A 19374-nucleotide genomic window follows, 5' to 3' on the forward strand; every position below is an offset into this window, starting at 1 on the left:
TTATCCTTGCTGTTTGACAGGCTGCGTGGACTCGCCGCCATTGTTGATGGCCCAGGTGGCATTGGTCTTGATGCCGCCCAGGGGGAAGAAATGCACGTTGGTGATGTTGAAATCCGGGTTCGCCGCCTTGTAGGCTGCCAGCTCGGTCAGCACCTCGGTGGGCTCGTAGGGCAGCATCAGCTTGGTGACATCCATCGCGCGTTTTTGCAGCACTTTCAGCGACGGGCCGACGCCACAAGCGATGGCGAATTTGATCAGAGTTTGCAGCTTGGCGGGACCGGCGATGCCGATGTGGATCGGCAGATCGATGCCCGCGTCTTTCAGGCCATTGGCCCAAGCGATGATTGGCTTGGCTTCAAAGGCGAACTGCGTCGCCAGCGCCATCTTGGCATCCGTGCGCTCGGAGAATTTCTGTTTCCAGGACAGCGCTTCGGAGACGTTTTTCATCGAGCCATCGGGGTCGATGTCCTTATTGCCTTCCGGGTGGCCCGCCACATGCAGGTTGGTAAAGCCCGCCTTGTCAAAGAGGCCGGTTTCCAGCAGCTGCATGGAGCTGTCGAAATCACCATGCGGTGTCGCCACGCCGCCCGCCAGCATCAGCGCCTGCTTGACGTCCGCCTCGCCCTGGTAGCGCGCGATCCAGTCGGCCAGAGTGGCCTCATCCTTGATGATCCGTGCCGGGAAATGCGGCATCACCGGGAAGCCGTCGTCGTTCAGGCGTTTGGCGGTCGCGACCATTTCCTCGATCGGGGTGCCTTCGATATGGGCGATATAGACGCGCGTTCCGGCGGGCAGCAGCTCGCGGAAATCCTCGACCTTCTGTGCGGTGCGCGGCATGACCTCGATCGAATAGTCCTGCAGGAAGCTTTCGACCTGCGGGTTGACGGTGAATTCGGTCTCGGATGCGCGTTTCTTGAAGTTCAGCAAAGCCATGGCGGCCTCCCATAGTGAAGTAAGGGCTGTCATGCCCAGCCGTCGTTCGCGATCAGGTCCTTCAGGCGGTCCTGATCGTAGTCCTGCTCCAGACGGGCGGCTTCGGCCTCGGCAACATCGCCGGGCTCCCCCTCCACACTGAAAGGTTTGGCCTTGCGCCATTCCGCAAGGTAGGCATCGCTGTCCTTGGCGTTCACCTTCATGGCCGCGCGATCAATGGCCTGCTCGAACCGTTCCTCGAGCTGACGTTTCGCGCCGCGTCGTCCCTTGCCCACGATGACCTGAGCCGGGATGTCGCGCCAATATACGATGGTGACGTCTGGCATTGCCGTTCCTTTCCGATACGCCTGTCGTACCGTGTTTCTAATCCGCCGCAGGTCGCCAGGTACGTCGGATTTCGACAACAAAGGTGGGATCAGCGACCTTTCCACTTCTAAACGAGTTCCATCAGAACACGGAACACCGCTTGGCCGCTTAAAAATTCTCAACAAAATTGTGAACACGCCCGCGCTGCGGTTGCCGTTTTCTTCACGATTTCAACAGCGCGCCGTTTCACAGTCCCTTGCAGAGTTGTCACTGCGAACGTACTGTTAGGGTAACACGATAATCGGAGGGCGTGAATCATGGCGCCCAGGCGTTCCAAAGGTACAGGAGCGTTTCCCAAAGCGGTAGAAACCCCTGTACCAGCCCGGCCGGATCCGGATGCGCTCTATGCGGCGCTGGATCTTGGTACGAATAGCTGCAGGATGCTGATTGCCCAGCCAAAGGGCAGCGGCTTTCATGTGGTCGACAGTTTCTCGAAGTCGGTGCAGCTTGGCTCCGGCCTGGAGAAGACTGGGCGTTTGTCGCGCTCGTCCATGGCGCGCACCATTCAGGCGCTGCGCATCTGTCAGCAGAAAATCTCTCGCAACCGCGTAAAGCGCATGCGACTTGTCGCGACAGAGGCCTGTCGCCGTGCCAAGAACGGGCGCGACTTCATGCGTCAGATCAAACGCGAAACTGGCCTGTCCATGGATATCATCCAGCCAGAGGAAGAGGCGCGTCTGGCGGTGATCTCCTGCGCTCCGCTGGTCTCAACCAAGACCGAACAGCTCTTGGTGGTGGATATCGGCGGTGGCTCGACCGAATTGGTATGGATCGACATTTCCTCCATCGCGCGCCGGGATCGTCCTTCTGCCATCATGCGGTTGCATGCAGGGTTCCACACGTCGGACAGCCCCTTTCCGGCGGCCAAGGTGGTGGACTGGATTTCAGTGCCCCTTGGTGTGGCCACGCTCAGGGATCAATTCAACGATGTAGAAGATGACGCGGCCCGGTTCGCGTTGATGAGCTGGTTTTTCGAGGAAAACCTCGCTGATTTTGCCCCCTATAAGGATGAGCAGGCCCGTGAAGGGTTCCAGATTGTCGGGACCTCAGGCACCGTCACCACGGTCGCAGCCTCGCATCTTGGCCTCAAACGCTATGACCGGACGAAGGTTGACGGGCTGCGCATGACGTCGGATCAGATCGACAAGGTGATCCGCAGCTACCTGGAGCTTGGCCCGCAAGGCCGTCGCCGGGATCCCCGCCTTGGGGAGGACCGGCAGGCGCTGATCATGTCCGGTGCCGCAATTTTGCAGGCGTTGCTGCGCTGCTGGCCGACGGACCGATTGTCGGTTGCAGATCGAGGTTTGCGCGAGGGGCTGCTCTATGCCCAAATGAGCGCCGATGGCGTTCTGGAAGACGGCCCTTTCTGAACGCTTTGTAGCCCCTTGGTCTGTATTGACACTGGCAAAGGCCCCGCACCGTACTTGATCCCCGGCGCGCGAACCGTTATCTGCACCCATCCTTTGGAGGCTGAGTTGATGGCGAAGAAACCGACTGGAAAGAACACGTCTGGCCGCGGGCAGCGCGATCTGACCGTGAAGGTCAAGACTGCGCGTGGACGTAGGCTCAGCTCGACCCGCTGGCTGCAACGGCAATTGAACGACCCTTATGTGAAACGTGCGCAGATCGAAGGCTATCGTGGACGTGCGGCGTTCAAGATCATGGAGCTCGACGACAAGTACCGCTTTCTTGTGCCCGGTGCGCTGGTTGTGGACCTTGGCTGCGCCCCCGGTGGCTGGGCGCAGGTGGCGGTGCCCCGCGTGAATGCGCTGGGAGAGAAATCCGGCAAGGCGGTCGGGCGCATCGTCGGCATCGACCTGCAGGAGCTTGAACCCCTTGCAGGCGCAGAATTCCATCAGCTCGATTTCATGGATGAGGGTGCAGACGATCAGGTCAAGGAATGGCTTGGCGGCAAGGCCGATGTGGTCATGTCCGACATGGCCGCCTCCAGCTCTGGTCACAAACAGACGGACCACCTGCGCATTATGTCGCTGTGTGAAACCGCTGCCTATTTCGCCTTTGACGTATTGACCGAGGGCGGCACCTTTGTGGCGAAGGTTCTGGCCGGTGGTGCCGAGGGAGACTTGCAAAAGCTTCTGAAACAGAAGTTCAAGGCGGTCGCGAACGTAAAGCCCCCCTCATCGCGTGCAGACAGCTCTGAGAAATTTGTCGTCGCCACCGGATTTCGCGGCTGATCTCAGCGCGGCATGAAGCGAAAGCCCGGCTTGCGCAACGAGCGGATCGCCTGATCTTTCAAGCTGTTGATTGCCTGTGTTTCGGATTTGGACGCCCGCTGGGACGACGTTTCATTGCGCAGCGCCTGCCCCGCCGGGCAGGCGGAGAGCCGCGCCAGCTTCAGCAGCTTCTGGCGGCCCTGTTCTGATGATGTCTTTTTCATAACCACGCCCCGTTTCAATCGCACCACCAAGGCATGATGGCGAACCGCGACGCAGCCGTGGTCGAAATGGGGCGAAACCGGCGTGCTTGCGGACAATTGTCACGGAGTTGGCGTCATCTCTTGTCGGCGTATCGGTCGGTTTGCAGAACGCCATTGATCTCCGCGCCAAGGATCAGGATCGCGGCATTCAGGTAGAGGAAGATCAGCGCGGCCATGGCCCCGGCCAAGCCGGCATAGGTGGCAGAGTAGCTGGCGAAGCTGGACACATAGAGCGCAAATCCGGCGCCTGCCCCCCACCACAGAAGCAACGTGAAAACCGCTCCGGGCATGATATGAAGCAACGACGCGCGGCGTGGCAGCAAGACGAGGTGATAGAGAAACACCGCCGCAACCGGCACCACGGCAACCACCAACCCGTTGGTGCCATTCTCCCAGCCGCGAAGAAAGTCGAGATCGGGAAAGAACCGTGCCACAAAACGGGCTCCCAACGGCAGGAACAGCTCGAACACTGCCGCGAGCAGCAGCCCTGCCCCGCCCATGACAACCAGCCCGAGCGAAATCAGCCGGTGTTTCCAGAACGGCCGCGTCTCGTCCTGACCATAGGCGCGCAGCAACGATACCCTGATCGCATCGACACCATTGGAGGCAAAGTAGAGCGCAAATACCCCGCCGAGCGTCATCAAGCCGGTGCCAGAGGTTTCCAACACCGCATAGACCTCGCGGGTGATTGGCTCTGCCACGGATGGTGGCCAGCTGCCAAAGACGAGATCCACCACGTCCCCGACGACCACCCTATGCGAAAACAGACTGGCGATCGCACCGCTAAGGGCGACTGTGAACAGGACAAAGGGGAACAGTGCCATCATCATCGACATGGCAATATGGCTGCTCAACACCCAGGCGTTCTTGTTGTTGAACCGCGCCACCGCGCGGCGCAGGATCTTAAAGGCCTGCATAGATCGCCGTCCTGCTGCCATGTTGAACTCCTGAGCGTTGAATTGAGAAGAGACTTATGTGTGGCTTCGAAAGGGACTGTCTGACCGCCCAGGTCGCATGACGGCGACCAGAAACGCGGTGCTTATGCCAAACGCCAGCATCCCGGTCATGGCGGCGAAAGAGGCAAAGATCCGATGCTCAGCATCAAGCACAATGTCGCCGTAGCCAAGCGTTGTGTAGGTGGCGATGGAAAAATAAACGGCAGCGTTCCATGTTTCGAATGTCTGCGCCTTTAGGATCAGAGCCGCGGACCAGATCCAGATCTGTGCCGTGTGCGCCCCAACCACAAACCCGATGGAAATGAGCAGCGTGACAAGCTGCTGCATGTTGCCGCGTCGCTGACCGAAACGCGCCTTGTGGCGGCGCAGGGTATCTCCACACCACAACAGCATGATGGTTTCGAGAACCAGACAAAGGCCAAGGAACAAGCTTCCCCAAAAAATCTGCTGGATCAATGTCATGACAGGGTATTCACTTTCCGCTCGGTCCAGAGGCGTATGCGTTGTCGCAACTTAGAAATTGGGGCTTGAACATGCAACGTCTGCATTACATCCATAAGACAAGATCTTGGTTCAAGGGGCGTCCTCATGCTTTTGTCGGTTGACGGTCTGACCCGGTGTTATCCGGGACAGAATAGGAATGTCCTGCGCGGCGCGTCCTTTGATCTGGCGCGTGGAGAGAGTGTGGCCCTCACCGGAGACAGCGGATCTGGAAAGAGCACGCTGCTGCACATGCTGGCCGCATTGGATCGGCCGGACGGCGGACGCATCATGTTTGATGGCAATGACATCACCGGTCTGTCCGACAAGGCCGCCTCGGACCTGAGACGACGGCGGATCGCCTTGGTCTTCCAGCAGTTCAATCTGGTCCCTGCCCTCACCGTCGCGGAAAATCTGGCGCTACATGCCCGTCTGGGCAAACGCTACGATCCCGATTGGACCAAAGAGCTGAGTGATCGTCTTGGACTGTCGGATCTCACGGATCGCTACCCCGAGCAGATTTCCGGCGGTCAGCAGCAAAGGGTGGCGATCGGACGCGCGCTGGCGGTCCGCCCGGATCTGTTGCTGGCGGATGAGCCGACCGGGAACCTCGATGAAACCGCCAGTGCCGAGGTGCTGCGGCTGATGCTGGAGCTGGTCTCGGAGGCAGGAAGCGCGCTGTTTCTCGTCACGCATTCGCGTGACATCGCGGCGCGATGCGCGCGACACCTTCATCTGAGCGGTGGCCGGGTTGAGGCGGCAGCCGGATGATCGTGACCCTGCACAGTTTCCTGCGCCATTGGCAGCGTGCGCCATTGCAACTGGTGTTGCTGCTGGCCGGGCTGGCGCTGGCGACTGCGCTTTGGTCTGCGGTCCAGGCGATAAATACGGAAGCGCGTGCCTCCTACGCCCGCGCGGTTGATGAACTCGGCGCCAGAGACTTGCCGGTTTTGACCGCGCCTGAGGGGGCGATCTCACTGGATCACTATGTGCGGCTGCGGCGTGCCGGTTGGCAAGTGAGCCCGGTTCTGGAAGGCCAATGGCAAAGCGGGTCAGAGGCTGTGACAGTGCTGGGGGTCGATCCGCTGAGCTACCCCGGAGCGCCTGAAATGTCGCGCGCCGCCGAAGACAACGATCTGGATCTGCTCGCACTTCTGCGTCCGCCGGGTGTGCTGTTCGCGCATCCAGAGACCCTGCCCGATCTCGATGGATCCTATCATCTGCTGCCAATGGAGCAGCTGCCACCGGGCGTTGTGTTGACCGACATTTCCCTGGCAGAACGTCTGCTGGACGATGTAGGGCGCCTCTCTCGCATTGTGATTTTGCCGGATCAACCGGCAGGCCTGCCGCCGCTCGATCAGATCGTGCCCGAATTGCAGCAGAATGCCTCTTCCGACAGTGCCATGGCAGACCCGGAACGCCTGACGCGCAGCTTTCACCTGAACCTGACTGCTTTTGGTCTGCTGTCGTTTTGCGTGGGTCTGTTCATCGTTCAGGGCAGCGTCACCCTCAGCGTCGAGCAGCGACGTGGCAGTATTCGCACATTGCGGTGCCTTGGGGTATCGGGGGCCACGTTGATGCAGGCGCTTTTTCTGGAATTGATCCTCCTTGCGCTTCTGGCGGGGGCGGTAGGCCTGGTGATCGGCTACGGGCTTGCGGCGCTGTTGTTGCCAGACGTCAGCGCCACGCTGCGTGGTCTATACGGCGCGCCGGTCGAGGGCAGCCTGACGCTGCGCCTGTCTTGGGTTCTGTCCGGCCTGGCGATGGCTGTACTCGGCACCTGTATCGCCAGCTTGCAGGCCTTCATCGCGCTGCGCCGGATGACACGCAATTTGTCCGACGCCGCGGTGACGCGTAGCGCGGGGCGGACATATGCCATGTGCGGGGCCGCCTCAGTTTTGCTGATCGCCACAGGCTGGGCTGCGCTCAATCTGGTGCAGGGCCTGTTGGGTGGCTTCATGTTCCTTGCGGGACTGATGCTGGGTGCGGCTTTGCTGTTGCCGCTGGTTTTCTATGGCTTGAGCAGCGGCCTCTTGCGCCTGACACGCGCCCCATTGCTGCGCTGGATGGTGGCAGACAGTCGCCTGCAGCTGCCGGGCCTGTCGCTGTCGCTGATGGCGCTGCTACTCGCGGTTGCCACCAACATCGGGGTCGGCACGATGGTGTCCAGTTTCAGACTGACGTTTGTCGAATGGATCGATCAAAGGCTGGCGGCCGAGATATATGTGCAAGTCGAAACACCTAAGCAAGCAGAGCGGGTTCTGAACTGGGCAGATCGCAATGGTGCACGGGCGTTGCCACAATTTCGCAGTGACAGCCGGACGGCAACGGCTCCACTGCGGATTTACGGCGTCGTGGATGATCCCCTCTATCGCGACAATTGGCCAATGGTGCGCGGGGATGGGAAATCCTGGCACCGCGTCTATGAGCAGGGCCAAGTGCTGATCAATGAACAACTCGCCCATCGAGAGACGCTGCGCATCGGTGATGAGGTGGCGCTCACCCCAACATGGACCGCCAGAATTGCCGGGATCTATTCCGACTACGGCAACCCGGACGGACAGGCCACTGTTGCCCTTGCCACTCTGCAAGACAGGGCCAGCCAGATCGCGGTCACGCAGATCGGGCTGGTCTCTCCACCCGGCGTCAGCCTAGGCGCGCTTGCACGGTCCCTGCGGCGCGACCTCAACCTGCCCGCCCGTGCGGTGGTGGAGAAGAATACCGTGCGGTCGGCCTCCATCGGCATTTTTGACCGGACCTTCGTGGTGACCGGCGCGCTGAATATCCTGACACTGGCTGTTGCGGGGTTTGCAATGTTGACCAGCTTCCTCAGCCAATGGAACCGGCGGCTACCGCAGCTGGCGCCGGTCTGGGCGATGGGTGTCACACGCCGCCAGTTGGCGCAATTCGAACTGCTGCGCAGCCTGAGCTTTGCCGTGCTGACATTCCTGCTCGCCCTCCCGCTTGGTCTGTTTCTGGCATGGGTGCTGCTCAATATCATCAATCTGGAGGCCTTTGGATGGCGCTTGCCGATGTTCCTGTTTCCATCCGACTGGGGGCGGCTGTTTCTGCTCACCGGCGTGGCGGCCGCGCTTGCCGCATTGGTGCCGGTCGTCAGGTTGCTACGGCTGTCCCCTGCCACTTTGCTGGGAGTATTTGCCGGTGACAGATAGATCCAATCTGCTGCGCACGCTCGTCGCGCTTTTGTCCCTGCCAACCCTCGCTGTGGCGCAGGGCTATGCCAACCTTGGCAGTGAGGCCGAGGGGTTTGCCGTGCCCAGCCCGAATGGCACTTTGTCCTTTCCAGCGGATCATGCGGCGCACCCAGACTACCGTATCGAATGGTGGTATCTGACGTCGAACCTGCGCACCAATTCTGGCGAGGATTTGGGCATCCAATGGACCTTGTTTCGTTCCGCACTTGCGCCCGACAACGCAGAGGGCTGGCAAAACCCGCAGATCTGGATGGGGCACGCCGCGGTGACAACCGAAGACGATCATCTCTTTGCCGAGCGGATCGCACGCGGGGGCATTGGTCAGGCGGGTGCACGCACGGCCCCCTTTTCTGCCTGGATCGACGATTGGGAAATGTCCTCGACAGACGCAACATTGGATCGCCTCCGGCTGAAGGCGCGTGCGGATGCATTCTCTTACGATCTGCAACTCAACGCGCATGGCCCACTGGTCCTGCATGGTGAGCAAGGGTATTCGGTGAAATCAGCGGATGGTCAGGCCAGCTTCTACTATGCTCAGCCTGCCTATTCCGTGACCGGAACAGTGACGCTGCCGGACGGCCCGGTCGAGGTGACCGGGGATGCCTGGCTGGACCGCGAATGGTCGAGCCAGCCGCTGGCCCCTGATCAGGATGGCTGGGATTGGTTTTCCCTGCGTTTTGATGACGATACGAAACTCATGGGATTTGTCCTGCGCGGCGCACGTGGGGATTTCACCTCCGGCACCTGGATTTCAGCAGAGGGCGAAGCAGAGCCACTGGCGCCCGGCCAGTTTGCAGCGGTACCGCAGCGGTGGTCGGATGTGGGCGGGCGTGACATCCCGACCGCGTGGCGCGTCTCCCTGCCCGCCCGCGACCTGTCTGTCACGGTGGAGGCGCTCAACCCGCAAGCCTGGATGGGGACGACGTTTTCCTATTGGGAAGGGCCTGTGCGGGTCACCGGCAGCCATGATGGGACCGGTTATCTCGAAATGACCGGCTACGGTGATTAGTTCCGCGGCAGCAGTTCCTCGGCACGGTAGAAGGCGCGCGCCGCTCTGTGATGTGGTGCAGCCTGGTACTCCCCCACCATTGCCGGGGCCTTTAGCTGATAGAACGCAGGATGGGCACGGCGCAACATGTCCAGCTCGGAAAATACCGACCGGACCAGTTCATGCACGACCTTCAGACGTTGTTGCCGCGTGGTGACCAACGTCGCCGCAAAGCCGAACGACTTTACCGGCAGCGGATTTCCACGATAGAGATTTGCGGGAATTTGCGTGAAGTTGAATAGATTGTTCCCGGCAATCACCGCACGAATTTCCGGCTCGTCCAATGGAATCAGCACGGAATCACAAGCCGTCGTCGCCTCCTCGACAGAAGCGGACGGATGACCAACGGCAAATACCATTGCATCAAATTCACCCGCGCACAGACCGGCGGATTGCTGTGCGGCAGAAAGCTCATAAACTTCGGAAAAACTATCGAAGGTCCAGCCGAGTGAATTCATCAAAGCCAGCATTGTCGCCCGCTGACCGGACCCGGGATTGCCGATATTGACTCGCATTCCACGCAAATCGGAAAAGGTGCTGATCCCTGCATCCGCGCGCGCTACAACGGTGAATATTTCCTCGTGCATGGAAAATACCGCGCGCATGTCGGAAAATGGAAGGCCACGCCACAGCGACGGCGTCCCCTCATAGGCCAAGGCCTGCCAGTCCGATTGCACGATCGCAAAATCCACGCGCCCATCCCGCAAGGCCTGTAGATTGGCGACCGAGCCATTGCTCACCTCCGCGGTGCACCGAATGCCATGGCGCGGGCGATCCTTGTTGAGTTGACGGCAAATCGCTGTTCCCAAAGGATAATACAGCCCCGAAACAGACCCGGTTCCGATCGTGATGTAATCCTCGGCATGCGCATGTTGCGGGATGCTGCCAGCAGTCGCGATGACCATTGCCGCCAGCAGCGCCGTCGCCTTGCCGATCACATTCATGCCGTCCCCCACCCCGATCTTCGCGCGCAAACTTTCAAATGTGTCAAATTCTGTCAATGCTATTGGTGCGCCATGTTTAATTCGCCCCGCCAGTGTGCGCCTTCACTCCAGCACTGACGCGACGCGATGTTAGCGCCCGTCATAAAAGCGTTAATGAAGACTTGTAGCTGAGCACTCGTATCTCCGGAATCAACTCCGGCGCCGCATTCGAGCCAAAACGCTCGCACGTGCGCCATTGGCTGAACCGGCGAAAACGAGTGCGATGCTGCAACATTCTCTTTTCTGGAATGCTGCCAGCTTCTCGATGTTTGAACACCAAAACAAGCTCCGTTCACGGGGCACAGACTTGGAGATGTCGATGACATTTTGGAAAATTGCAGCGATGAATGCCGCTGTTGCCATCTCGGCCACCGCGGCCTTCGCCGAAACCGAAATCACGCTCTGGCACGCAATGGGCGGCCAGCTGGGCGAGACGGTCAACCAGATCGCCGAGGATTTCAACGCGTCTCAGGATGACTACCAGATCACACCTGTGTTCAAAGGCTCCTATGAAGAGACCCTGACCGCAGGTATCGCCGCCTTCCGCGCCGGTGAACAGCCCAACATCATGCAGGTATTCGATGCCGGCGCCGCAACCGTGATCGGTGCCAAGGGCGCGACCATCCCGGTGCAGGATCTGCTGACCGACAATGGCGTCGACTTCGACATCAACGACTACATCTCCGGCGTGCGCTACTTCTACGCCGACAGCGATGGCAAGATGATCGGCATGCCGTTCAACTCCTCCTCGCCGATCATGTATTTCAACGTTGATGCGCTGGAAAAAGCTGGCGTCTCCGCACCAAAGACCTGGGAAGAGTTCCAGACCGTGACCGCGCCTGCCCTGAAGGACGCAGGCTACATCGCGCTGTCGCAGTCGCACCTGCCCTGGATCTTTACCGAGAACTTCCATAGCCGTCACAACCTGCCGTTTGCCACCAACAACAACGGCTATGACGGCGCCGAAGACACCAAGATCTTGGTCAACAATGACGCCATCAAGGCCCATTTCACCGCTCTGACCGAGTGGAAGGAAAATGGCCTGTTTGAATGGTATGGCACCGGCTGGGGCGACAACCAGCAGCCCTTCGAGGACGGTGATGTCGCAATCTGGCTCGGCTCTTCCGGCTCCTTCGGCGGGTTGATGTCCAAGGATCTCGGCTTTGAATTCTCCGCCACTGTGCTGCCCTATTGGGAAGGTGTGACCAGCGAGCCTAAGCAGACCTTCATCGGTGGCGCGTCGCTGTTTGCAATGTCCGGTCATGACGCCGAAGAAAACGAAGCTGCGGCAGAGTTCTTCAAGTATCTGACCTCCCCCGAGGTTCAGTATTTCTGGCACCAGGAAACCGGCTATGTGCCGATCACCGAAGCCGCCTATGAGTTGGCCAAGGAAGACGGCCACTATGACCGTTTCCCGGCTGCCGAAGTCGGCATCCAGCAGCTGTCCCTTCCCGGTGGCGACAACACCAAAGGCTATCGCATGGGCTTCTACGTGCAGATCCGTGACGTGATGAACCGCGAATACGGCCGTATCCTGTCCGGTGAAACCTCGGTCGAGGACGCCTTTAGCAACATCGAGAACGAGGCCAACGACCTGCTGGCCCGCTTCGCCAAGACCCAAGGCTAAGCACTCTCCAACCTTCGGGGCAATCCACGTTGATCGCGTGGATTGCCCTCATTCTTTTTTGCCCATGGAATACCCCTCATGAAACGTGCCGGATTTACCACTGTCTGGCTGCCCGTTGCGCTGCTGCTGCCTCAGTTGATGATCATCGCGATCTTCTTCTACTGGCCGGCTGCCTGGGCAGTTCAGTCATCTTTCTACCTTCAGGATCCCTTCGGGTTCGGATCCACCTTCGTGGGGGTCGAGAACTACACCGACCTGATGACCAATATCGAATACGCCAAGGTGGCGCGCTTCACTCTGATCTACACGGCGCTTGTCACATTCTTCTCTCTGGCGCTGGCGTTGCTGCTGGCGGTGAAGGCGGATGCGGTCATCAAGGGCGCGAAATCCTATCGCACGCTGCTGATGTGGGTCTATGCCATCGCGCCGCCGGTCGCCGGTTTTCTCGGGCTGATGTTCTTCGACCAACGCAACGGCCCGCTGACCGAGATGTTCCAGTTCTTCGGCTGGGACTTCCGCCTGGGTGCGGATTACAACTCCACCGCCACCGCCATGGTGATCGTTGCGGTGTGGAAGCAGATCCCGGTCAATTTCATCTTCTTCCTCTCCGGCCTGCAATCGATCCCCAAATCGGTGCGCGAGGCGGCCCTGATCGACAACCGCTCTGCCTCCGGTCGGTTCTGGGATGTGACCTTTCCGCTGCTCGCGCCGACCGCCTTCTTCCTGCTGATCATCAACATCACCTATGCGCTGTTTGACACCTTCGGCATCATCGACACGCTGGTGCGGTCCGAGCCCGGCAACAACCCGGTGACACTGGTCTACAAGGTCTTTGTCGATGGGTTCCGCGGCAATGATCTGGGCGGCTCTTCCGCGCAATCGGTGATCCTGATGATCCTCGTTCTGGCGCTCACCGTGTTTCAGTTCCGGCTTATCGAACGCCGGATCCATTATACCTGAGAGGGAGACGACAATGGCTGACATGACCCACACCGGCGCCCTCTCCCCGACGGCCCCACGCCCACGCAAGCCCATCAAGCTGCGCCATATCGTAGATCACGCGGTACTGATCGCCGGCGCGCTGTTCATGGTCTTTCCGGTTGCTCTGGTGCTGATGACCACCAGTTTCGAAGACGTTGATATCGTCAAGAACGGCCTTCAGGTCGGCCTTGAGGGCAAGATGCTGGAGAACTTCGAGGCGGCAATGTTCGAAGCCTCCGGTTTCAGCAAATCGATTACCGGCACCAAGATGCTGATCAACTCGTTGATCCTTGGCTTCGGCTTTGCCATTGGCAAGATCGCGATCTCGATGATGGCCGCCTATGCGATCGTCTACTTTCGCCTGCGGTTTGCGACCTTCGCCTTCTGGATCATCTTCACCACGCTGCTGCTGCCGTTGGAGGTGCGTATTTTGCCGTCATACGAGGCGATCCAGAGCCTCGGGCTCGCCAATACCTACACCGGGCTGATTGTTCCGCTGATCGCCTCGGCCACCGGCACCTTCTTCTTTCGCCAGTTCTTCCGCTCAATCCCCGAAGAATTGGTAGAGGCCGCCCGTATCGATGGCGCGGGACCAGTGAAATTCTTCATCGATATTCTGGTGCCTCTAAGCAAGACCATGATCGCGGCGATCTTCATCATCATGTTTGTCTATGGCTGGAACCAGTATCTTTGGCCCACCCTGATCACCACGGACGAAAGCATGTTCACCCTGGTGCGCGGCATCAAACAGATCGTGCAGGTCCTGGGCCAGACAGGCGCAATGATCCCCGAATACGGCAAGGCGCTGGCGTTGTCTTTGATCGCAATGATCCCGCCCGTAGCCATCGTCATCTTCTTCCAGAGCTGGTTCGTCAAGGGCCTGACGGAATCCGATAAATAAGGAATGAAACCAATGGCACAGGTCACCCTGAACCAAGTTCGCAAAACCTATCCCAACGGCCATCAGGCCGTTCACCCCTGCTCGATCAAAATCCCTGACGGTGAACTTGTCGTCCTTGTCGGGCCCTCCGGCTGTGGCAAGTCCACGCTGCTGCGCATGATTGCCGGTCTGGAGGATATCACCGATGGGGAGCTGATGATCGGCGCCAATGTGGTCAACGACAAGGACCCCGCGGATCGCAATATCGCCATGGTGTTCCAGAACTACGCGCTCTATCCGCATATGTCCGTGGCAAAAAACATGGGCTACGGCCTGAAGAACCGCGGCGCTTCAAAGACGGAGATCGATGCAAAAGTGCAGGAGGCCGCACGTATTCTGAACCTCGGTGAGTATCTGGAGCGCCGTCCGAGCCAGCTTTCAGGTGGTCAGCGTCAGCGTGTTGCCATGGGCCGTGCCATCGTGCGGGATCCGGAGCTGTTCCTGTTCGATGAACCACTGTCAAATCTCGATGCGAAACTGCGCAACCAGATGCGGATTGAGATCCGGGCGTTGCAGCAGCGCCTCGGGGTGACCTCGGTCTACGTGACCCATGATCAGGTCGAGGCGATGACCATGGCCGACCGTATCATCGTCCTGAATGCCGGCCGGGTCGAACAGGTTGGAACCCCGACCGAGATCTACGAACAGCCTGCTTCGACCTTTGTGGCAGGCTTCATGGGTGCACCGCCGATGAACCTGATGACCGCGCAGATCACGGCAGGCCGACTGCAGCTCAATGAGGAAACCGTGCTGCCGCTCGACCCGCCAGCCGTAGCGCTGGAAACCGTTCTGGTTGGCTACCGCCCCGAGGATGTTCGCCTTGGCGGTGATGGGTCCGTTGTGCTGCACGTCGAGATTGTCGAGGAACTGGGCGCTCATCGCCTGCTGCATGGCACATTGGGCGGGCAGCCCTTCTCGCTCAGCGTAGGCAAGGATGAGCAGGCCGCAACAGGCCCGCAGTCCATCACTCTGCCCCGGGATCGCGTGCATTTTTTCCACCCAGAGCGCGGCAGCCGTATCTGAGATCGATGACCTAAAAGGAATGGGCCGGATATGACACTCCGGCCCATCTGCTGTACGATCCAAGACTATTCGGAGACGGGCCATCGGGGCTGCGCGTCGAATTCAACCGCGACAGCCATCAGGCCGAGGTGCCTCTGGCGGCAATTGAGCACCGTTGGCCCGAGCATCAATATAACAACCAACAATGCGATAATCGCAACTTTAGAGAGTCAGATGATTGCGATATACGATATAAGGAAAGAAGACGTGATATCGCATAAGAGGGCCCATGGACGAGATAAACAGAAAATGGATTCGAGAGCGCCTAACGGGAGAACGCGGTGAGCAGGCAAGAATGTCGAGTGTCACAGGCATTTCTACCGATAAACTTGCTAAGATTCTCAACGGCACACGGCGGGTTCAGGCAGATGAAGCGCCAAAGCTGTTCAAGTATTTTCAGGCTCAGGGGGTGAAGTTCGAAGAAGATCGACGCCGATCGCTCCTGGACATATGGTCTCAATTAAGACCGGAAGAGCAGGATTTTTTGATAAGATCTGCAAAAGGCCTTCTCTCTCAAAGTCCGGGCGCTCATCCTCCAGAAGAATAAAAACAAAGACCGCAGCGCTCAGCTCAGAAGTCAGTTGTTTTTCAATGACATCGTTCTGTGTCGTTTTGCAGTCATGCATCCTGTACAAAGTCCAAAAGATCTAGCAACACGCTTCAGTGCCAGATGACTGTGTTGACACCGCGCGACATCGTCAACTACAACTCAAAATTGTTGAAGATATTCAAAGGATGTGAATGCTGACAGAGGGGCTGGTCGCCAAATGGCGACAACTTATCGCCGAAGATCCAAGGTCGATCGCCGAAATTTGCAGAGCGATCAACAAGGATCGTTCCTGGTACAACACGCTGAAGCCCGGACGTGACCCCGGCGCCTTCACCGTGATGGCCTTGGCGAGAGAACTCCGCGTTCCGATCCACGAGCTGCTCGAAGAGGAAGGGGCGATTTCCCTGTCATCGGACTCCTGTTACTCCGAACAGGTAAACCAGCAAGCATCCAAGGTTCTATCAGATGTTTTTCGCGTGGCTCACAATCGGTTGCAAAAATATGGACACGAAGCCACAGCTGCATCAAATTCGACTTTGCCGCTACTTTTGCAGTGGTGGCACGATCAAAGGGGCTGCCTGATTGGTCACGATATGCTGGCCGACCGCTTTGATATCATCAAAGCACCGGAGACCGGAGATAAAATCGTAACACCTGCGAAGGTCGGCGCCCGCAGCCTTGCCGCGCAGATGCTGGGAACAAACTCCGCTGACGCGCTCCTTCAACTGGTCAGAACCTTTGATCGAGAGTCGCAAGAGCGGTTGATTTCTAGCTATCGGGAAGTCTCTGACAGCGGACGCCCCGCCCTCTCGGCGCCAATCTCGGCTCGCATAACGACACCTCATGACGCCAAATCAATACATGTAGAATATTTTCGACTACAGCTACCTGTGGTTGCACCGAGCGGAGACAAGTTTGTACTGTCATACTGCTTTCCCGTTTGAGCTCAAATGGCGGGCGACCTTAGATCTTCGGGTGAGGCAGAATAGAAAGCTGCCGCGTCGAACAGGTCCTGACGGGAGATTGCAACAAGATATTCCTGACTGCTGCGCCGCTCTACGCATTTTGTCCAAGTTTGCGGTCCCACGTATTGCCGCGTAAATCCGTATCGACTGGCCTTGCCTCTCATAACATCTTGTTGGCGCACAAACCCATAGATCCAGTCGGAGCGCCATTTCAGGTATGACAGGGCGAACAAATAGTGGAACACCAAGCGCCAATCCACCACGCCTTTCCGCCAGCCCTCTGCCAGGAACAGCTCGCCCAGGTAAACGACCCTTCCCCGGATTTCTCGACTTGCAGCCCCCGAAAACCCCGAGACAGGTGATGTTTCGCCGTTCGTGTACATTCTGGAATACGTTTCTTGCCAGTGCTTTGCGAGCGCATCCTCACCCAGATCCAGACACCGCGCGGCGACGCCTCCGATCTCCTGTCCGTCTACCTCGAACATGATCGCAAAGCTATCAACAGGGCTCATGTCATGCCATTTCGGAGACATCATCGGGTGGTTTGGTGGCTTCCCAAGAGCCGCCATTCTACGTTCGAAATCAATAATTGATGGAACTGGCAGCAATTCAACTGAGCTTGCAGACAAGCCCGCAAGGCAGTTATGTGATAGCGTTAATAGATTGTGCTCTTGCAATATACACCTCAGGCATTTTGTGTTTCTTTCTGCTCGCCTTACGCAAGCATCAATCATGAACACCGTTCCATATCGCAACTTAAAAACTATCCCTACCCCCTGAGCGGCGGCGTTTATCGGTACTAAAATTGCGAGTACAGCAATGCCTAGACGATCAAATGTTGCGATTTTCGCAGATCAAATGCAGCGGGAAACACATCGTGCCTGAGCACGCACACTTCCACTGTCGGCGGAGCCCCTCGCTCAAGACCGGAGAGATGCTAAAGCGGCAGACTGCCGCGTCATAGATCAACCGTGGGAACAGGCTGCGGCACGCGCGCGAGGTTTGAGCAGAATGCGTGAACAAAGGGGATAAACACACGAGGAGCCAAAAAGGCTAACTTTACTCGTCATCTTCACGGAGAACCTTGAAAAATCAAGGTGGTACCCAAGGCCGGACTCGAACCGGCACGACCGTTAAGTCGGGGGATTTTGAATCCCCTGCGTCTACCATTCCGCCACTTGGGCATGTGACGTTTCCTATCGCCACTTTTTATTGAGGTCCAGAGGCAAATTTGATCGTAGCGCCATAAATCTGATGGTTTTCTCACATGTCGCAAACTGTTGAGTTGACGCTTTGGCGACCGCGTGCGACGTCGGCCCTGACTTCAACCAACAAGGTTTTGCTCTTTCAAATGTTGCGCCCACTTTATGATCGGACCATGGCGTTGGCTGACCATCCGCGCGCGCTCTGGTGGTTGGCGGCAGTCGCATTCATCGAAAGTTCGGTGTTTCCGATCCCGCCAGACGTGCTGATGATCCCGATGATTTTGGCGCGTCCATCTCGCGCTTGGCTGATTGCCTTGGTTGCGCTGGTGGCCTCGGTTGCTGGCGGGCTCCTGGGCTATGCCATCGGTGCCTTTTTCTACGACAGCGTCGGTCAGCCAGTGCTGGAGGCGATGGGCAAGGCTGACAAGATGGCCGAGTTCAATACCCGTTTCAATGACTTCGGCTTCTGGGCGGTGCTGATCGCAGGTGTGACGCCGTTTCCCTACAAGGTCATTACCATCATGTCCGGGTGGACCGGCATGCCGATCCTGACGTTTGTGGCGACCTCAATCCTCGCGCGGGCGCTTCGGTTCTTTCTCGTGGCGGGGTTGCTGTGGCAATTCGGCGCGCCGGTGCGCAACTTCATTGAAAAGCGCCTTGGCCTAGTGTTCACCGTTTTCTGCCTGCTGCTCTTCGGCGGCTTCTTTGCCTTGAGGTATCTATGACCTTCAGTCGTTTTCTCATTCTGCTCGCCGCTGGCGGCTCCGCTGCGCTACTTTTGGGCGCGTTCGGGTTTCAGTACATTGGCGAGCTTGCGCCCTGCAAGATGTGCATCTGGCAGCGCTATCCCCATGGGGCAGCCGTCGGCATAGGTGTTCTGGCGATACTGATCCCCGGCGCGGTCCTGCCCTATCTCGGAGCGCTGGCGGCACTGGCGACATCTGCCATCGGTGCCTTTCATGCCGGTGTCGAACAGGGCTGGTGGGAAGGTCCGACCACCTGCACCTCCGGTGCGATCGACGGGCTCAGCGCCGATGATCTGATGAGCCAGATCATGTCGGCGCCGCTGGTGCGTTGCGATGATATCCCTTGGGAAATGCTGGGCCTGTCGATGGCGGGTTGGAACGCTGTGATCTCGCTGGGGCTGGCCGCGCTCTGGTTCGCCGCCGCCCGTCACACCCGCTGAGGCTTAGGCGCGGCTGTCCTTCTTGGTGGCCAGGAGCAGATTGGTCTCGCTGGACACCACCCCGTCGAACATGCGGATCTTGGCCAGCGCCTCGTCGAGCGTTTCCAGCGTGGCGGTGCCCAGCTCCACGATCAGATCCCAACGCCCGTTGGTGGTGTGGATCGCGCGCACCTCCGGCAGCCCCTGCAGCTGCCGCGTGATACGCGACGTGCCGCGGCCTTCGATGCCGATCATCATCAGGCCGCGCACGGGATCTCGTAGCACATCTTCCTTCAGCACCACGGTGAACCCGAGGATGTCGCCCCGCGACTGAAGCCGCTCGATCCGGGTGCGCACCGTGGTGCGCGACAGTTCCAGCTGCATGGCCAGATCGGAGAGTGAAGCACGTGCATCATGGCGCAGTGCCGAGATTAGTCGCTCATCCGTTTTGTCCATAAGGC

General features: G+C 58.7%; 21 protein-coding genes and 1 tRNA gene. 13 read left to right on the forward strand and 9 right to left on the reverse strand.

Features of this window, described 5'->3' with window-relative positions; all coding sequences use genetic code 11:
* Together R1T40_RS05915 and R1T40_RS05920 are read right to left on the reverse strand one after the other, a co-directional pair.
* Complete coding sequence (locus R1T40_RS05915) at positions 1-933, reverse strand: methylenetetrahydrofolate reductase (RefSeq protein ID WP_106163630.1); 933 nt, start codon at positions 931-933, stop codon at positions 1-3.
* A gap of 29 nt (positions 934-962) precedes the next feature.
* On the reverse strand, positions 963-1259 hold the full coding sequence (locus R1T40_RS05920) for a virulence factor (RefSeq protein WP_106163629.1): 297 nt from the start codon (positions 1257-1259) through the stop codon (positions 963-965).
* A 297-nt stretch (positions 1260-1556) separates the two neighbouring features.
* Between R1T40_RS05920 and R1T40_RS05925 the strand changes: the two genes are divergently transcribed.
* The gene (locus R1T40_RS05925) at positions 1557-2669 is read left to right on the forward strand and encodes a Ppx/GppA phosphatase family protein (protein WP_106163628.1); all 1113 of its coding nucleotides are present in this window, start codon (positions 1557-1559) and stop codon (positions 2667-2669) included.
* A gap of 108 nt (positions 2670-2777) precedes the next feature.
* The gene (locus R1T40_RS05930) at positions 2778-3494 is read left to right on the forward strand and encodes an RlmE family RNA methyltransferase (RefSeq protein WP_106163627.1); all 717 of its coding nucleotides are present in this window, start codon (positions 2778-2780) and stop codon (positions 3492-3494) included.
* Between the two features lie 2 nt (positions 3495-3496).
* Here the strand turns inward: R1T40_RS05930 and R1T40_RS05935 are convergent, their stop codons facing one another.
* The 3 genes from R1T40_RS05935 to R1T40_RS05945 all read right to left on the reverse strand — a co-directional run bounded on the left by R1T40_RS05935 (position 3497) and on the right by R1T40_RS05945 (position 5154).
* Positions 3497-3697 (reverse strand): hypothetical protein, encoded by a 201-nt coding sequence (locus R1T40_RS05935; RefSeq protein WP_106163626.1) that lies wholly within the window; start codon positions 3695-3697, stop codon positions 3497-3499.
* 113 nt (positions 3698-3810) lie between these two features.
* Positions 3811-4674 (reverse strand): YihY/virulence factor BrkB family protein, encoded by an 864-nt coding sequence (locus tag R1T40_RS05940; RefSeq protein ID WP_317386223.1) that lies wholly within the window; start codon positions 4672-4674, stop codon positions 3811-3813.
* A 33-nt stretch (positions 4675-4707) separates the two neighbouring features.
* Entirely contained in the window at positions 4708-5154 is a 447-nt protein-coding gene (locus R1T40_RS05945) for a potassium channel family protein (RefSeq protein WP_317386224.1), read from the reverse strand.
* 126 nt (positions 5155-5280) lie between these two features.
* Between R1T40_RS05945 and R1T40_RS05950 the strand changes: the two genes are divergently transcribed.
* The 3 genes from R1T40_RS05950 to R1T40_RS05960 are packed head-to-tail and all read left to right on the forward strand — an operon-like array spanning position 5281 to position 9396.
* Positions 5281-5943, forward strand: coding sequence for an ABC transporter ATP-binding protein (locus R1T40_RS05950; RefSeq protein WP_317386225.1), 663 nt, complete (start codon positions 5281-5283; stop codon positions 5941-5943).
* Entirely contained in the window at positions 5940-8345 is a 2406-nt protein-coding gene (locus R1T40_RS05955) for an ABC transporter permease (protein ID WP_317386226.1), read from the forward strand. The genes R1T40_RS05950 and R1T40_RS05955 overlap by 4 nt, the downstream gene beginning before the upstream one ends.
* Entirely contained in the window at positions 8335-9396 is a 1062-nt protein-coding gene (locus R1T40_RS05960) for a lipocalin-like domain-containing protein (RefSeq protein WP_317386227.1), read from the forward strand. The genes R1T40_RS05955 and R1T40_RS05960 overlap by 11 nt, the downstream gene beginning before the upstream one ends.
* On the opposite strand, the gene R1T40_RS05965 is transcribed toward R1T40_RS05960, so the two are convergent.
* Complete coding sequence (locus R1T40_RS05965) at positions 9393-10379, reverse strand: TAXI family TRAP transporter solute-binding subunit (RefSeq protein WP_317386228.1); 987 nt, start codon at positions 10377-10379, stop codon at positions 9393-9395. The two genes, R1T40_RS05960 and R1T40_RS05965, sit on opposite strands and share 4 nt — an antisense overlap.
* Positions 10380-10737: 358 nt before the next feature.
* Here R1T40_RS05965 and R1T40_RS05970 point away from each other — a divergent pair, with 358 nt between their 5' ends.
* From R1T40_RS05970 to R1T40_RS05995, 6 genes are all read left to right on the forward strand, one after another.
* The gene (locus R1T40_RS05970) at positions 10738-12045 is read left to right on the forward strand and encodes an extracellular solute-binding protein (protein ID WP_106163735.1); all 1308 of its coding nucleotides are present in this window, start codon (positions 10738-10740) and stop codon (positions 12043-12045) included.
* A 78-nt stretch (positions 12046-12123) separates the two neighbouring features.
* A complete protein-coding gene (locus R1T40_RS05975) occupies positions 12124-13005 on the forward strand; it encodes an ABC transporter permease subunit (protein WP_106163621.1) in 882 nt (293 codons plus the stop codon).
* 13 nt (positions 13006-13018) lie between these two features.
* Positions 13019-13927, forward strand: a complete 909-nt coding sequence (locus R1T40_RS05980) for an ABC transporter permease subunit (protein ID WP_106163620.1) — start codon at positions 13019-13021, stop codon at positions 13925-13927.
* Positions 13928-13939: 12 nt separating this feature from the next.
* Entirely contained in the window at positions 13940-14989 is a 1050-nt protein-coding gene (gene ugpC, locus R1T40_RS05985) for a sn-glycerol-3-phosphate ABC transporter ATP-binding protein UgpC (protein WP_317386229.1), read from the forward strand.
* Positions 14990-15257: 268 nt separating this feature from the next.
* Positions 15258-15575: a hypothetical protein gene (locus R1T40_RS05990; RefSeq protein WP_106163618.1), complete on the forward strand. Its 318-nt coding sequence runs from the start codon at positions 15258-15260 to the stop codon at positions 15573-15575.
* A 194-nt stretch (positions 15576-15769) separates the two neighbouring features.
* Positions 15770-16522: a hypothetical protein gene (locus R1T40_RS05995; RefSeq protein ID WP_317386230.1), complete on the forward strand. Its 753-nt coding sequence runs from the start codon at positions 15770-15772 to the stop codon at positions 16520-16522.
* A 2-nt stretch (positions 16523-16524) separates the two neighbouring features.
* On the opposite strand, the gene R1T40_RS06000 is transcribed toward R1T40_RS05995, so the two are convergent.
* Positions 16525-17277 carry a hypothetical protein gene (locus tag R1T40_RS06000; RefSeq protein ID WP_317386231.1) on the reverse strand — a complete coding sequence of 251 codons (753 nt, stop codon included), beginning with the start codon at positions 17275-17277 and terminating at the stop codon, positions 16525-16527.
* Between the two features lie 364 nt (positions 17278-17641).
* Positions 17642-17727 (reverse strand) — tRNA-Leu (locus tag R1T40_RS06005).
* 167 nt (positions 17728-17894) lie between these two features.
* Between R1T40_RS06005 and R1T40_RS06010 the strand changes: the two genes are divergently transcribed.
* On the forward strand, positions 17895-18473 hold the full coding sequence (locus tag R1T40_RS06010; protein ID WP_317386232.1) for a YqaA family protein: 579 nt from the start codon (positions 17895-17897) through the stop codon (positions 18471-18473).
* Complete coding sequence (locus R1T40_RS06015) at positions 18470-18934, forward strand: disulfide bond formation protein B (protein WP_317386233.1); 465 nt, start codon at positions 18470-18472, stop codon at positions 18932-18934. Before R1T40_RS06010 ends, R1T40_RS06015 begins: the two co-directional genes overlap by 4 nt.
* Before the next feature lie 3 nt (positions 18935-18937).
* Here R1T40_RS06015 and R1T40_RS06020 read toward each other — a convergent pair whose 3' ends face one another.
* On the reverse strand, positions 18938-19369 hold the full coding sequence (locus R1T40_RS06020; RefSeq protein ID WP_317386234.1) for an Lrp/AsnC family transcriptional regulator: 432 nt from the start codon (positions 19367-19369) through the stop codon (positions 18938-18940).
* Positions 19370-19374: the final 5 nt, after the last annotated feature.

This window comes from Tritonibacter scottomollicae (genome assembly GCF_032924845.1).
GTDB classification, from domain to species: domain Bacteria; phylum Pseudomonadota; class Alphaproteobacteria; order Rhodobacterales; family Rhodobacteraceae; genus Epibacterium; species Epibacterium scottomollicae.